Annotated in this window: 9 protein-coding genes; 3 read left to right on the top strand and 6 right to left on the bottom strand. The window is 62.7% G+C overall.

All coding sequences use genetic code 11. The annotated features are described in order from the left end of the window. Nucleotides 1-1896 (bottom strand): phosphodiesterase DibA, encoded by a 1896-nt coding sequence (gene dibA, locus CKW22_RS20580; protein WP_095064947.1) that lies wholly within the window; start codon nucleotides 1894-1896, stop codon nucleotides 1-3. Between the two features lie 147 nt (nucleotides 1897-2043). Here dibA and desA point away from each other — a divergent pair, with 147 nt between their 5' ends. From desA to CKW22_RS20565, 3 genes are all read left to right on the top strand, one after another. Then, a complete protein-coding gene (gene desA, locus CKW22_RS20575; protein ID WP_047582890.1) occupies nucleotides 2044-3228 on the top strand; it encodes a delta-9 fatty acid desaturase DesA in 1185 nt (394 codons plus the stop codon). Between the two features lie 100 nt (nucleotides 3229-3328). Further along, the gene (locus CKW22_RS20570) at nucleotides 3329-4360 is read left to right on the top strand and encodes a sensor domain-containing diguanylate cyclase (RefSeq protein ID WP_033703269.1); all 1032 of its coding nucleotides are present in this window, start codon (nucleotides 3329-3331) and stop codon (nucleotides 4358-4360) included. A gap of 248 nt (nucleotides 4361-4608) precedes the next feature. Next, the gene (locus CKW22_RS20565; protein WP_077068776.1) at nucleotides 4609-5064 is read left to right on the top strand and encodes a type II toxin-antitoxin system PemK/MazF family toxin; all 456 of its coding nucleotides are present in this window, start codon (nucleotides 4609-4611) and stop codon (nucleotides 5062-5064) included. 174 nt (nucleotides 5065-5238) lie between these two features. Here the strand turns inward: CKW22_RS20565 and CKW22_RS20560 are convergent, their stop codons facing one another. From CKW22_RS20560 to CKW22_RS20540, 5 genes are all read right to left on the bottom strand, one after another. Then, entirely contained in the window at nucleotides 5239-6501 is a 1263-nt protein-coding gene (locus tag CKW22_RS20560) for a response regulator (protein ID WP_095064945.1), read from the bottom strand. Nucleotides 6502-6637: 136 nt separating this feature from the next. After that, on the bottom strand, nucleotides 6638-7915 hold the full coding sequence (gabT, locus tag CKW22_RS20555) for a 4-aminobutyrate--2-oxoglutarate transaminase (protein WP_033703273.1): 1278 nt from the start codon (nucleotides 7913-7915) through the stop codon (nucleotides 6638-6640). 182 nt (nucleotides 7916-8097) lie between these two features. Beyond that, nucleotides 8098-9540 (bottom strand): NADP-dependent succinate-semialdehyde dehydrogenase, encoded by a 1443-nt coding sequence (gabD, locus tag CKW22_RS20550; RefSeq protein WP_027595154.1) that lies wholly within the window; start codon nucleotides 9538-9540, stop codon nucleotides 8098-8100. A gap of 340 nt (nucleotides 9541-9880) precedes the next feature. After that, nucleotides 9881-11557, bottom strand: coding sequence for an aryl-sulfate sulfotransferase (locus CKW22_RS20545; protein WP_047582885.1), 1677 nt, complete (start codon nucleotides 11555-11557; stop codon nucleotides 9881-9883). Nucleotides 11558-11574: 17 nt separating this feature from the next. Then, nucleotides 11575-13911, bottom strand: coding sequence for a TonB-dependent receptor (locus tag CKW22_RS20540; RefSeq protein WP_033703275.1), 2337 nt, complete (start codon nucleotides 13909-13911; stop codon nucleotides 11575-11577). Between the last annotated feature and the right edge of the window lie 32 nt (nucleotides 13912-13943).

The raw sequence follows: 13943 nt of genomic DNA, 5'->3' as shown, positions 1-13943 counted from the left end.
TCACTCCCAATCCAAATCCCCAGCCGGCACCGGCCGCCCAAACCAGTACCCCTGCCCCAACTGACACTGTTCCTGCAGCATAAAGCTGGCCTGTTCCTGCTGCTCGATGCCCTCGGCATGCACCTGCATGCCCATGCTGCGGGCCAGGGCGATGATCACCCGCACAATCGCAATGTCATCGTCGTCATGCGGCAACCCGGCGACAAAACCCTGGTCGATCTTCAACTTCTGCACCGGCAAGCGCTTGAGGCGCAGCAGCGACGAATAGCCTGTACCGAAATCGTCGATCGCCAAGGTGACCCCCAGCTCACGCAAGCGATGCAGCTGCTCCAGCGCCACTTCCGGGTCTTCCATCACTGCGCTTTCGGTCACTTCCAGTTCGAGCAACGCCGGGTCAAGGCCGGTTTCGTGCAACACCTCGGCCACCTGCCGATACAGCGCGTGCTGGCCAAACAGACGGCTTGAGATATTCACCGCCACAAAGGCCATTTGCCGGCCTTCACGCTGCCACTGCACCATCTGCCGACACGCCTGGCGCAGCACCCAGGCGTCGATCTCGGCAATCAGCCCGGTGCGTTCGGCGATCGGGATGAATTCGCTCGGGGGCACCAGGCCGCGTTGCGGATGCTGCCAGCGTACCAGCGTCTCGACCCCAACCCGCTTCGCCGTGGCCAGGTCGTGCACCGGCTGGAAGTACGCCCGCAATTCGTCCTGCTCCAGCGCCCGGCGCAGCTCCCCCGCGGTTTCTACCCGGTGCTGGGCGTGCGCGGTCAGCTCCTCGGTGTACAGCGCATAGCAGGCGCGCCCGCTGCTCTTGGCCTTGAACAGCGCCGAGTCGGCGTTACGCAGCAGCTGCTCGGCGCTCAAGGCATCGCTGGGGAACAGGCCGATGCCCACGCTGACACTGATGAACAGGCGATGCCCATCAAACACGAACGGCTCGCGCATACGCTCGATGATGCGCTGCGCCAGCTTGCCGGCCTGGCCGACCTGCTGGCAGTTCTCGGCCAGCACACCGAACTCGTCGCCGCCCAGGCGCGCCAGGGTCACACCGCTGCCCACCACCTCACCCAGGCGCTCGCCCACCAGCTTGAGCAACTGGTCGCCAATGGTGTGGCCAAGCCCGTCGTTGATGCTCTGGAAATGGTCCAGGTCGAGCAGCAGTAAGCCGCAACCGCGCTTGTTGGCTTGCGCCGTCACCAGTGCCTGTTCGACGCGGTCGGTGAACAGCAAGCGGTTGGGCAGGCCGGTCAGCGGGTCGTGATGCGCCAGGTAGGCCAGCTCTTGCTCGGTATGCTTGATCGCGCTGATGTCGCTGAACACCGCCACGTAATGGCTCAGCTCGCCGGCGTCATCGTGTATGGCACGGATGGTTTGCCATTGCGGGTAGATCTCGCCACTTTTGCGGCGGTTCCAGATCTCGCCGCTCCACTCACCCTTCTCGGCCAGGGTGGCGAAGATCTGCTGATAGAACGCCACGCCATGGCGGCCCGACTTGAACTTGTTCGGGCGCTGGCCAACGACCTCGTCCTGCTGGTAGCCGGTGATGCGCATGAAGGCGCGGTTGACGTGCACGATCAAGCCTTGGCGGTCGGTCACCAGCACGCCTTCGAGGGTACTGTCGAACACCGCCGCCGCCATGCGCAGCCGCTCGCGGTCCTCGCCGCGCAGACGCACGCCGATGCCGATGAAATTCAGCAGCCGCGCGCGCGAAACGAAGATCAGCACCGCGCTGAACAACACCCAGATAACCACATTGATCTGCTGCCCCACGGTCAGCGCCAGCGGGTCGTCAGTCATACCCTGCAGCAGTACCTGGGCCAGCACCAGCCAGAGGATCGACAGCACCACATAGAGCGCTGCCATGCGCAAGGCGTCGCGAACGGAAACAGACATGTCGGGGGGAGTGGCCCTTGAACGAAGATCAGGCATTATAAAGGTTGAAACATGTCGTGACGTCCTATCTGAATGGGTGACTGGTTTTATTTCCCTGCCAAGGGATAATCATGCACTTCCCCTGTGTTCTCGAGGGTTTTAACACCTATGTGGTACAACGGCCTGCTCGACTTGTCGGCCTGGCAACTGGTCGGCATCACACTGCTGATGACCCATGTGACCATCGTCAGCGTCACGGTTTACCTGCATCGCTACTCCGCGCACCGGGCCTTGGAGCTCAATGGCGCGCTCAAGCACTTCTTCCGCTTCTGGCTGTGGCTGACCACGGCGCAGAACACCCGCGAGTGGACCGCCGTCCACCGCAAGCACCACGCCAAGTGCGAAACCCCGGACGACCCGCACAGCCCGGTTCACAAGGGCTTGAGCACGGTCCTGCGCAAAGGCGCCGAACTCTACCGCGAAGAGGCGCGCAACCCCGAAACCTTGCGCATCTACGGCAAGAACTGCCCGGACGACTGGATCGAGCGCAACCTCTACTCGCGCTACAAGCTGGGCGGCATTGCCCTGCTGGCAGTGATCGACCTGCTGCTGTTCGGCACCCTCGGCATCACCGTCTGGGCGGTGCAGATGATGTGGATTCCGTTCTGGGCTGCCGGTGTGGTCAACGGCCTTGGCCATGCGGTGGGCTACCGCAATTTCGAATGCCGTGACGCCGCCACCAACCTGGTGCCGTGGGGCATCGTCATCGGTGGCGAAGAGCTGCACAACAACCACCACACCTACCCCAACTCGGCCAAGCTCTCGGTCAAGCGCTGGGAGTTCGACATGGGCTGGGCCTGGATCCGCCTGTTCTGCATGTTGCGCCTGGCCAAGGTGCAGCGCGTGGCACCGATCGCCCACCGGGTAGAAGGCAAGGCCAACCTGGACATGGACACCGCCATGGCCATCCTCAACAACCGCTTCCAGATCATGGCCCAGTACCGCAAGCTGGTGATCGGCCCGCTGGTCCAGCAGGAACTGGCCAAAGTCGATGCGTCGGTACGCCACCGCTTCCGCCGCGCCAAGCGCCTGCTGTCGCGCGAGACCAGCCTGCTGGAAGACCGCCACCACGTACGCATCGAGTCGCTGCTCGCACACAGCCAGGCGCTCAAGGTCATCTACGAAAAGCGCCTGGCCTTGCAGCAAATCTGGGCGCGCACCAGCGCCAATGGCCACGACATGCTCGCCGCCATGAAGGACTGGGTGCACGAGGCCGAAGCCAGCGGTATTCACGCCCTGCACGACTTCGCCGCACAGCTCAAGACCTACTCCCTGCGCCCCACCGGCGCCTGAAGGCCATTGATCGGCACGCCCTGCTGTCAGGGTGTGCCGCTCGGAACTTCCCCCTCTGGTTTCGACTCCAACCCGGCACATCGCCCGCGTGGCGGGCCTGATGCCGGCCGCACGCTTCCTTGTCGAGACTCGCTCCGTGCACATGGCCAAAAAATTTCCAACATCGCTGCCCGGCACCCCACGTCCAGAAGCCGCCCAAACCTTGCTGGCCCTGCTTCACGCCCAAGGCGAAGTCGCGCGCCTGAGTGAGCGCGAACAGCTGTTCAGTTCATTGCTCGACAGCGTCAACGCCGTGCTTTGGGCGTTCGACTGGGAAGCCCGCCAGGTGCTGTACGTCAGCCCTGCCTACGAACGCATCTTTGGCCGCCCGGCCAGCCTGGTGCTGGCCGACTACAACGAGTGGCGCGACAGCATCTACCCCGACGACCTCGAATACGCCGAGCGCAGCCTGGCCCAGGTGCTGCTCAAAGGTTCGGTGGAAGACCGCGAGTACCGCATCCTCAATGCCGAAGGCCAGGTGCGCTGGCTGAGCGACAAGTGCTACATCAACCAGCAGCGCGAGGGCGAGCAGCGGGTGATCGTTGTCGGCATCGCCGAGGACATCACCGAGAAGAAGCAGCTTGAAGGCGAACTGCATCGCCTGGCCACCACCGACGTGCTGACCCAAAGCAGCAACCGCCGGCACTTCTTCGAATGCGCCCAACAGGCGTTCGAAAGCGCCCGCGAGGACGGCACGCCCCTGGCATTCCTGCTGCTGGATATCGACGACTTCAAGCAGGTCAATGACAGTTACGGCCACCAGGAAGGCGACCAGGTACTGCAGCGCATCGCTGACAGCGGCAAAGCCGTGCTACGCCGGGGCGACCAGTTCGGGCGTATTGGTGGCGAGGAGTTTGCGGCAGTGTTCCCTGGCTGCAATGCGCAGGTGGCAGAGCAGATTGCCGAGCGTTTGCAACGCGAGATCCAACGGCTGAGCTTCAGCCATGGCGATCATGAATATGGCGTGACCGTGAGCCAGGGGCTGACGGCGTTGAGCGACGAGGACGAGTCCCTGGACAGCCTGTTCGCCCGCGCCGATGCGGCGATGTACCGGGCCAAACGCCAGGGGAAGAACCAGATCGTGCGGGGGTAGTTAGGTGAAATCTTTCTCGCCTGCGACACGCTCAGAGTCGCGATTGAAATTCCACAAAACAATACATAGATCGCTGTAGGAAACTTCTGAAAAACCAAGTCTATTAATATAACAACAAAAGTTCTTACAGTGATTCAGCGGTGTCGCGTGGGAAAAATCTAAAATTAATTCCTGAGCACCACTGAGCAAACAACTGCTTAATACCATGTGACATCATCAAGCCTGTCGTAAAGGTCTCTAGGTGACACATGGCTATCAAATTCGAGCCGAGGGTAGGGCAAATACTGGAATGCAATTATGGGGAGTACAGGATCGGTAGATCAGCAGCGGATCCCCCCTGCCTTTACGATTTCCGCTTGAAACCTGAAATGGTAAAAAATCGACTGGTGGTGGTCCTTAATGGCAAAATCGATTCCAACGCGTGCATTGTGGTGCCGCTCTCGTCCACAAGAGATGCCGGAAAGCTGAGTCGAGGGTGGCATGTAGAGATACCTGCACACCTGATTGAAGAGCTGCCTTACTTCAAACAACGAATCCGCTGGGCAAAATCTGACTTGGTGGCGCAAGTGAGCAGAGAGCGCTTGTTTAAACCCAGACAGATTGGGCGGGGTCATCTTGACCTGATACTGACTCGCGAAGTTGTGGAACATCTACAACGCGCCGTGATCAAAGTCATGAATGCAGCATCCTTACTCAAGATTTGACAACAACAGCCTTCTCGATTATCGTGCCCACGTAGCCCTTAGAGGCACTTAGCGTTTTATTCCCCTTGAGGGACCTGCAAAACCCAGCCTAGGCTGGGTTTTGTCATTTCAGGCAGACCCCGAACGGGTGCAAGCGTGAACCCAGAGGGCGGTTCATGCGGCTTTCTCATGATCTCAGGTATCCGCCCCATTTTCGTTCACAGGTGATTCTTCACCCTGCGGCTTCACCTCAGGGTTTTCCACCTTGCGCAACCGGCTCAGCTCCGGCAAGCCGATCTTCAGCAGCCGCGCAGTCTTGTTACTGGCAACCGACTCCAACCCATGACCCGCCGGCAGCCGCGACAATTGCCCGGCCAGGTTCATCGCCAGGATCTCCCGCGAATACACGCCACCGCCCAGTTGGTAAACCGCCGCGATCAATTCGCGCAGCGCCAGTGGCAAGCGCCAGCGCGTGCGCAATGCCGAACCAAACGCTGCGCCGTATTCATCCAGTGACTGCTGCACCCTGCCCTCGTCCAGCTCCCCACCGGCCAGGCGCCACTCCTGCAGGCAACGCAACACCGCCAGGTCACCCAGGCAGTGCAGCAGCCCCGCGCAGTAGCAACGCCCTTCGTCCAGTTCGAGCCTGCGCGCCAGGCTGCGACCGTATTCGGCACAGTGCAGCGAGAGGTTCCAGTAGTGGGCCGCATGCTGCGCCAGCAGCGGGTCACTCAGCCGTGCGCTGCGCTTGAGCGTCATGCCCAGGATCAGGTTCATGCTCTGGGTACTGCCAAGCTTGTTCAACGCCTGCAGCAAGGTCTGCACGGGCGCATCGCGGTGCAGGGCAGCGCTGTTGGCGGCGGCGATCAGCACCGCAGTGACCTGCGGGTCGTTGCGCACTTCCTCCTCGAGCACCTTCAGGTTCAGGCCCTGGGGGTTCAGCGCCCGCTTGATCGCCACCTGCACATCGGCCAGCAGCGGCCCACCATCGGCGGTAGCGCGGCGCTGTTCCAGGTAACCAGGCAGGCTGGCACCCGGCTGCAAGTGCGGCACCGGGCAGGCGATTTCCTCGCCCACGGCCAGCAGCAGCTCTTCAAGACGCTTGCGCAGGTTTTCCAGGTTCAGTGGCTTGCTCAGATAAGCCGTGGGGTGCAACGGCAACGCCTCGCGCACACTGGCGCTGTCGCTGCGGTTGCTCATCAGAATGAACGGCAACCCAGGGCCCTTGGCGCGCACCTTGCGCAGCAGGTCGAGGCCATCGACGCCGGCCAGCTCACGCGCAGCGATGATCAGGTCGGGCTTGCTCGATAGCGCGGTCAGTGCCTGCGAGCCGTCGGCGCAGACCTGCAGCCGGGCATCGCAACGCACGCTGAGCAGCATCTCCTTGAGCATGTCACGCACCCACGGGTCGCCTTCGACTATCAATACGCAAGGTGGGGTGGGGTCTACAGCGCTCATGGCCAACTCCTGAATATCCCTGACACGCAATCCGTCGCAGCTTCCTCGGCAAGTCCTGCGTCAACCATAGCGCCCCTCAGGTTTTCTGGGCACAAAAAAAACCCGCCGAAGCGGGTTTTTTCAGAAGCGCGTCACATTAGGCGAGTTCAGCGAAGCACTCTTCGATGATGGCCAGGCCTTTGTCCAGCAGCGCGTCTTCGGCGGTCAGCGGGACCAGGATACGCAGGACGTTGCCGTAGGTGCCGCACGACAGCAGGATCAGACCCTTGTCACGTGCCTTGGCAACTACTTGGCCAACGGCAGCGGCATTCGGGGTGTGAGTGCCTTTCTCGAAGACTTCGACAGCAATCATCGAGCCCATACCACGGATGTCACCGATGATCGGGTTTTTGTCCTGGATCTTGCGCAGGCCGGCAACCAGGTGCTCGCCAACGGCCTTGCTGCGGTCCAGCAGTTTTTCTTCTTCGAACACTTGGATCACGGCCAGGGCCGCGGCGCAAGCGATCGGCGAACCGGCGTAGGTGCCGCCCAGGCCACCTGGGGCGATGGCGTCCATGTACTCGGCCTTGCCGCACACACCGGCCAGCGGGAAGCCGCCAGCGATCGACTTGGCGAAGGTGGTCAGGTCAGGCGCGACGCCCATCTGCTCCATGGCGAAGAAGGTGCCAGTACGGCCAGCGCCGGTCTGTACTTCGTCGGCGATCAGCAGGATGCCGTGCTGGTCGCACAGGGCGCGCAGGCGCTGCATCAGCTCTTTCGGCGCCGGCAGGAAACCACCTTCACCCTGAACGGGTTCCAGGATGATCGCGGCGATGTCCTTAGGCTCGGCATCGTTCTTGAAGATGCGTTCGACCGAAGCGATGGCGTCGTCGACGCTCACGCCGTGCAGTTCGTTCGGGAACAGTGCGCGGAAGATGCCGCCTGGCATCAGGCCCATGCCAGCGGAGTACGGCACAACCTTGCCGGTCAGGCCCAGGGTCATCATGGTACGGCCGTGGTAGGCGCCGGTGAAGGCGATCACGCCAGCACGGCCAGTGGCGGCACGGGCGATCTTGACGGCGTTTTCAACGGCTTCGGAGCCGGTGGTGACCAGCAGGGTCTTCTTGTCGAAGTTGCCTGGGACCAGCTTGTTGATCTTCTCGCACAGCTCTACGTAGGGTTCGTAGGCCAGCACCTGGAAGCAGGTGTGGCTGACTTTGGTGAGCTGCTCTTGCACAGCTGCAACCACTTTCGGGTGCAGGTGGCCGGTGTTCAGTACAGCGATGCCGCCGGCGAAGTCGATCAGTTCGCGGCCTTCAACGTCGATCACGGTCGAGTTCTTCGCGGTATCAACGAAGATCGGGTGAATTTGGCCGACGCCACGTGGGACGGCAGCTACACGGCGTTGCATCAAGGATTCGTTGGTCTTGCTCATAATGCCCTCATTGCGCCGATCGGAATGGCGCTTTTATTCGGGGGTGGCTGGGAGTGCTCGCGCACAGTATTCGTTGATCGACTGCCGTGAACGCCCTGGCCACCAGGTATTGCATGTAAAAAAGGCCAGCGAGACGTCGCTCTCGCGCCCCGCTGGCAGAGGTAAAGCCTTTTAACCGGTGATCAGACGCTGATGCACAGGTATTTGATTTCGAGGTAGTCCTCGATACCGTATTTGGAACCTTCGCGGCCCAGGCCCGAAGCCTTGATGCCGCCGAACGGCGCGACTTCGTTGGAGATCAGGCCGGTGTTGATGCCGACCATGCCGTATTCCAGGGCCTCGGCAACACGGAACACACGGCTCATGTCACGGGCGTAGAAGTACGAAGCCAGGCCGAACTCGGTGTCGTTGGACATGGCGATGACTTCGGCTTCGTCCTGGAAGCGGAACAGCGGCGCCAACGGGCCGAAGGTCTCTTCCTTGGCGACAGCAGCAGTCTTCGGCACGTTGACCAGGATGGTCGGCTCGAAGAAGTTGCCTTCGATCAGCTTGCCACCGGCCAGCACCTTGGCGCCTTTGGCGACCGCGTCTTCGATGTGCTCCTGGACCTTGGCGACAGCCTTGCCGTCGATCAGCGGGCCGGTGGTGGTGCCGTCTTCCAGACCGTTACCGATCTTCAGCTTGGCCACTGCGGCGGCCAGCTTCTCGGCGAACGCGTCGTACACGCCGTCCTGCACGTAGATACGGTTGGCGCAGACGCAGGTCTGGCCGTTGTTGCGGTACTTGGAGATGATCGCGCCCTCGACGGCCTTGTCCAGGTCGGCGTCGTCGAACACGATGAACGGGGCGTTGCCGCCCAGCTCCAGGGAAACCTTCTTGATGTCCTTGGCGCATTCTTGCATCAGCTGGCGACCGATTTCGGTCGAGCCGGTGAAGGACAGTTTGCGTACCAGGGAGTTGCCGGTCAGCTCGCCGCCGACTTCGCCAGCGCTGCCGGTGACGACGCTCAGCACGCCAGCCGGAATACCGGCACGGTGAGCCAGCTCGACCAGGGCCAGGGCGGAGTACGGGGTCTGCGAAGCAGGCTTGAGCACCATGGTGCAGCCCGCGGCCAGGGCCGGGCCGGCTTTACGGGTGATCATCGCCGCCGGGAAGTTCCACGGGGTAATGGCCGCGGTAACGCCGATTGGCTGCTTGATGACGATCAGGCGCTTGTCGGGCTGGTGGCCCGGGATGGTGTCACCGTAGACGCGCTTGGCTTCTTCGGCGAACCACTCGATGAACGAGGCCGCGTAGGCGATTTCGCCCTTGGCTTCGGCCAGTGGCTTGCCTTGCTCGGTGGTCATCAGGCGAGCCAGGTCATCCTGGTTCTCGATCATCAGTTCGAACCAACGACGCAGCTTGGCCGAACGCTCTTTGGCGGTCAGGGCACGCCAGGCCGGCAGGGCCTTGTCGGCGGCTTCGATGGCGCGGCGGGTTTCCGCGGTGCCCATCTTCGGCACGGTACCGATGACTTCGCCGGTGGCCGGGTTGGTCACCTTGATGGTCTGGCCATTGTCCGCATCCAGCCACTCACCATTGATATAGGCTTGCTGGCGGAACAACTGAGCGTCTTTGAGCTGCATGTCGGCTTCCCGAATTGTTGATTGTTGAAAAGCGCCCAAAGCAGGGCATCGAGCGTTTGAAATCTCAAACGAATGCTAAGCGGCTGCTGGGGTGTAGGACAATAGGCTGTTCGAAAAAAAGAACGAATGGTTGAACAGCCCATCTGAAATCGCCCGCAGAACGGCCGCTACAGGGTAGACGATCGGGCGGGGAGAAATGTGAAAGGGGGGTGTTTGGCGTGAGATTTTCAGCGCCTGTGAGATCGAGCGCCGCGCGGGCGGCGCTCGATTTGCGCCCCACCTCAAAACCCAAGGCAAGCGCCCGAAAGCCACACCTCTCTGATCACAAAACGATCAAACCTCAAAACGCCGTGGCCAAGTCGATCACCAACGCCCGATACCCCACGCTCCCCGGCTGGCGGCTGTGCACCTTCAACTCCACCAGCACCTCCTGCGTCCCACGCCGTACCTCGTTCAGCACCGTAGTGGTCAGTTTCTCTGGCGTGAGGAAATTCACCGAAGCCGAGTAAATGAACTGGGTATCGGTCTCGGGCCGGTACGCCACCACTGACGTCACCGGGCTGTACCACTCGTCACCGCGCTGCTTGCCGTACTCCCACACCTGCTCGACCGTGCCCTTGGCCTCGTCGACCTTGTATTCCACCGCGCGGCTGTAGTTGCCGGTCAGTTTGGTCGGGGCAAAGTCACGCCCCCAGCCGTTGTCGAACACGGTCAAGGTGCCTTTGCCGGTCAGCCAGGCCGTGTGCTGGGTCCACGACCAGTCAAAGCCCTCGCTTTCAACCGGCGTCAGCACCTTGTCCCGCAGCCGCTGCGGCCAGCCTTGGGGCGCGGCGAGGATCCACTTCACCGCCTTGTCGCGGCCAATCTTCACCACCCCTTGATGGCGTGCTGAAACGATGATGCTGTCGTCATCTGCGTCGTAATCGATGGCATTGACGTGCGCCCAGTTGCGCCCGGTACCCACCCCAGGGGTGTCGCCGAACGGCAGGTCGCCTTCGGCCAGCTCGTTGGCCAGCCGGTCGTCCTGCTTCTGCACCCCGTAGGGCAGCTGGATCGCAGCCTTGCCAAGGGTTTCCAGCAGGTCACCACGGTACGGGTCGAGGATCTGGTTCAGGTCCCAGAAGTCCAGTACATCCCCCGCCTCGTTGACCTCGATGATGTGGTCGCGGATCGAGCGCACGCGCTTGCCGTCCGGGCGGCGGTAGTCGCTGGTGCCCACCCGCAGCAGGTAGCTGCCGTTGGCGGTCTCGCGGATTTCGTGGGAGAAGTCGGCAAACTTGTCCGGCAAGCTGCGTTGCCAGATACGTCGGCCGAGCAGGTCGTACTTGGAGTAGGTCTGGCCCTGGCCCCAGATCAACTTGCCATCGCGGGTCTGCTGGAAGCCCATGGTGCCACCCAGGCCGTCACGGCGGTTGGAATCGTGGATCTGCTCGATGTCCAGGTACCAGCGCACGTCGCCATTAGTGTCAGCGATCCAGTTGTTGCCCACCTGGTCCCACTCGGCCGCCCCCCCCAGGCCATTCCACTTGAAGGCCCGGCCACCGGGGATATCACCCTGCAGGTGGTTGAACAGGTACAGGCGCTGCTCGAAGCCTGGCGCGACCTTGACCGGCTCGACCTCAGGCAACGCCGCAGTCTGCCTGGCCACCACCGGCAGACGCACCGCCGGCGCGTAGACCTGATAACGCTCGCGGATGCGCTCGCCGTCGAGCTTGTAGGTCACTTCCACCTGGTTGACGTAGTCGGGGTAAAGGCCGAACACCGGGATGCCGCCATAGGTCCAGAGCGAGCGGTCGGACACCTCGTAGGCGATATCCACGCCCCGCTCGCCCCGGCCCAGCACCCGCACATGGGCCGCGCTCAGTGCGCGCCCGCCGTCGCGGATGATGGCCGTCAGCGGGGCCAGGCGGTACGGGTTGACCAGCACATCGCCCAACAGTGCCGCATCGGGTGCAGGGACCTTGGCGGTGAGGCAGGCGCCTTCAGGCAGTGCGGGGGTTTCGGTTTTGGCATTCATGGCAAAGCTCCTTGTGCTCAGAAGTCGTAACGGGCGGTGGCGCCGAAGGTGCGAGGCGTGCCGAGTACCCCGGCATAGCCACCGTTGGCGGAGTTCCACAGGCTGGTGAAGTAGGTCTTGTCGCCGGCGTTTTTCACCCACAGCGACAGGTCGAGCACGCCGTCGCCCTGGTCCAGGCGCACGCCGGTGGACAGGTTGACCAGCGCGTAACTGGGGATCTGGCCGAAATCGGAATCGTCGATGGTGCCCACCGCCCTGGAGCGGAAGGCATAGCTGGCGGTGACATAGGGCTCGATGCGCTCGGCCAACTGCCACTTGTACTGGGCATTGAGGTTGGCGATGTACTTGGAGGCGCCGACCACCTGGTGGCCCGACAGGTCGCAGGTAGCGGTGGCATTGGCCAGGCTGACCTCTGGCGGGCATGGCGCATCGTCGTACTCGGTGTAGCGCACGTCGTTCCATGAGCCGTTGAAGTTGACCGTGAGGCCGCGCACCGGCAGCGCCGTGGCCTCGAACTCCAGGCCCCGCGAACGCACGCGCCCGGCGTTGGCCAGGTACTGCACGCGGTTGACCTGGTCATACACGTTGGCCTGGTAGCCATGCACTTCGGCCCAGAACAGGTTGGCGTTGAGCTGCAGGCGATCGTCGAACAGCGTGCTCTTGACCCCGACCTCGGCATTGTTGACCCGCTCGGTCCCCACCAGCAGCGAGTCAGTGCCCAGGCGCGGCGCAGCGCCGACGGTCAGGTTGATACCACCGGACTTCTCACCGTGGGTCAGGGTGGCGTAGCCCAGTACTTGGTCGTTGAAGCGGTAACTCAGGCCAAGCAGGCCAGAGGGGCTGAAGCTGTACTGGTTGAGGTCGCCCGAGTCATAGGCGCCCACCCGGCCCTGACGCGCCGCTGCTGCCGCGCCGGTGACCGCCGCGCCGCCGGTTGGTGCATCGCGGGTCACCCAGGCACTCTTCTCTTCGTAGGTGCCGCGGATGCCGGCGGTGAAGTCGAGGCGGTCGGTGACGTGCCAGGTGCCCTGGGCGAACAGCGCATAGCTGTCGGTGTCGATGTGCCCGTCACCCAAGGTGTTGACGTTGTTCAGGGCGCCAGCCGGAGTGAGGTTCCAGGTATCTGCCTGGGGGCCGTAGTAAGTGAACGATGTGTTGTCCAGGTCCTGCTTGAAGTAGTACGCGCCCAGCACGTAGTCGAAGGCGCCACCGGTGGGCGAAGCCAGGCGAATTTCCTGCGAATACTGCTTGTCGCGCACCGACACCCCGGCGCTGTAGAACACCGGCACGTCCAGGCCATCGTCGTTGCGCGGGGTGAAGTCCCACCAGCGGTAGGCGGTGATCGACGTCAGGGTGAAATCATTGGGCAGGGTCCAGTTGGCCTCTACCGAGGTGCCCCCCTGGAACACCGTTACCTGCTGGTCGGCGTCGAAATTGACCTTGCGGTCCTTGCCCGACACCAGTGTCGCGCCGGCCTGGGCGGCCAGGCTCTCGTAGCGGTTGACGCCATTGAGGGTGGGGCCAGTGCTGTACAGGCTGAGGATGCCGTTGTTGGAGTCTTCTTCGTTGTACTCGCCGATCCAGCGCAGGTTGAAGGTTTCGCTGGGCTTGAACAGCAGTTGAGTGCGAAAGCCCTGGCGCTTGCCGCCGTTGAGGTCGTCGCCGTTGTGGATGTTTTTCACATAGCCATCGTCTTCGCTGCGGTAAGCGCTGATGCGCCCGGCCAAGGTGTCGCTGATCGGCCCCGAGAAGCTGCCTTGGGTCTGCAGGTAACCGTCCTCACCGATGGACTGCTGAATGCTGCCCTCGCGGTGGAAGGTCGGCTTGCGCGTGGTGATGTTGAGCACGCCGGCGGTGGTGTTCTTGCCGAACAGCGTGCCTTGCGGGCCGCGCAGCACTTCAAGCTGCTCGACATCCAGCAGGTCGAATACCGCCATGCCGGGGCGGCCGAGGTAGACGTTGTCCAGGTAGATGCCAACGCTGCCTTCCAGGCCATCGCTGGCCGGGTTGTTACCCAGGCCACGAATCGAGATGCTCGACTGACGCGCATGCACATAAGCGACGTTGGTGCTCGGCACCAGCTGCTGCAGGTCCTGCACGCGGTAGATGCGCTGGGTTTCCAGGGTTTCGCTGTTCAGCACGCTGATCGGTGTAGGCACGCTTTGCGCGGTTTCCTCACGCCGGCGGGCGTTGACGGTAACAGTGCCAAGTTTGGCTTCCTGCTCCACGGCGGGGGCGGTAGTGGCAGGCGTTTCGGCGAAGCTGCCACTGGATGCCGCCAGCAGCACGCCGGCGGCCAGGGGTTGCAGGGTGAACCGCGATGCGCGCGCAGGCCAACGGGAAACTCGGGACATGCTGATGCTCCTTGAGGCATGGGCCCTGGGCG

Source organism: Pseudomonas sp. Irchel s3f19 (assembly GCF_900187555.1).
Classification (GTDB): Bacteria; Pseudomonadota; Gammaproteobacteria; order Pseudomonadales; family Pseudomonadaceae; genus Aquipseudomonas; species Aquipseudomonas capeferrum.
This window is presented reverse-complemented; position numbering and strand designations above follow the sequence as displayed.

Excerpts from the sequence above, each read along its gene's own strand:
- dibA (WP_095064947.1), bottom strand. The coding sequence starts at position 1,896 with ATGTCTGTTTCCGTTCGCGACGCCTTGCGCATGGCAGCGCTCTATGTG.
- desA (WP_047582890.1), top strand. The coding sequence starts at position 2,044 with ATGTGGTACAACGGCCTGCTCGACTTGTCGGCCTGGCAACTGGTCGGC.
- CKW22_RS20570 (WP_033703269.1), top strand. The coding sequence starts at position 3,329 with ATGCCGGCCGCACGCTTCCTTGTCGAGACTCGCTCCGTGCACATGGCC.
- CKW22_RS20565 (WP_077068776.1), top strand. The coding sequence starts at position 4,609 with ATGGCTATCAAATTCGAGCCGAGGGTAGGGCAAATACTGGAATGCAAT.
- CKW22_RS20560 (WP_095064945.1), bottom strand. The coding sequence starts at position 6,501 with ATGAGCGCTGTAGACCCCACCCCACCTTGCGTATTGATAGTCGAAGGC.
- gabT (WP_033703273.1), bottom strand. The coding sequence starts at position 7,915 with ATGAGCAAGACCAACGAATCCTTGATGCAACGCCGTGTAGCTGCCGTC.
- gabD (WP_027595154.1), bottom strand. The coding sequence starts at position 9,540 with ATGCAGCTCAAAGACGCTCAGTTGTTCCGCCAGCAAGCCTATATCAAT.
- CKW22_RS20545 (WP_047582885.1), bottom strand. The coding sequence starts at position 11,557 with ATGAATGCCAAAACCGAAACCCCCGCACTGCCTGAAGGCGCCTGCCTC.
- CKW22_RS20540 (WP_033703275.1), bottom strand. The coding sequence starts at position 13,911 with ATGTCCCGAGTTTCCCGTTGGCCTGCGCGCGCATCGCGGTTCACCCTG.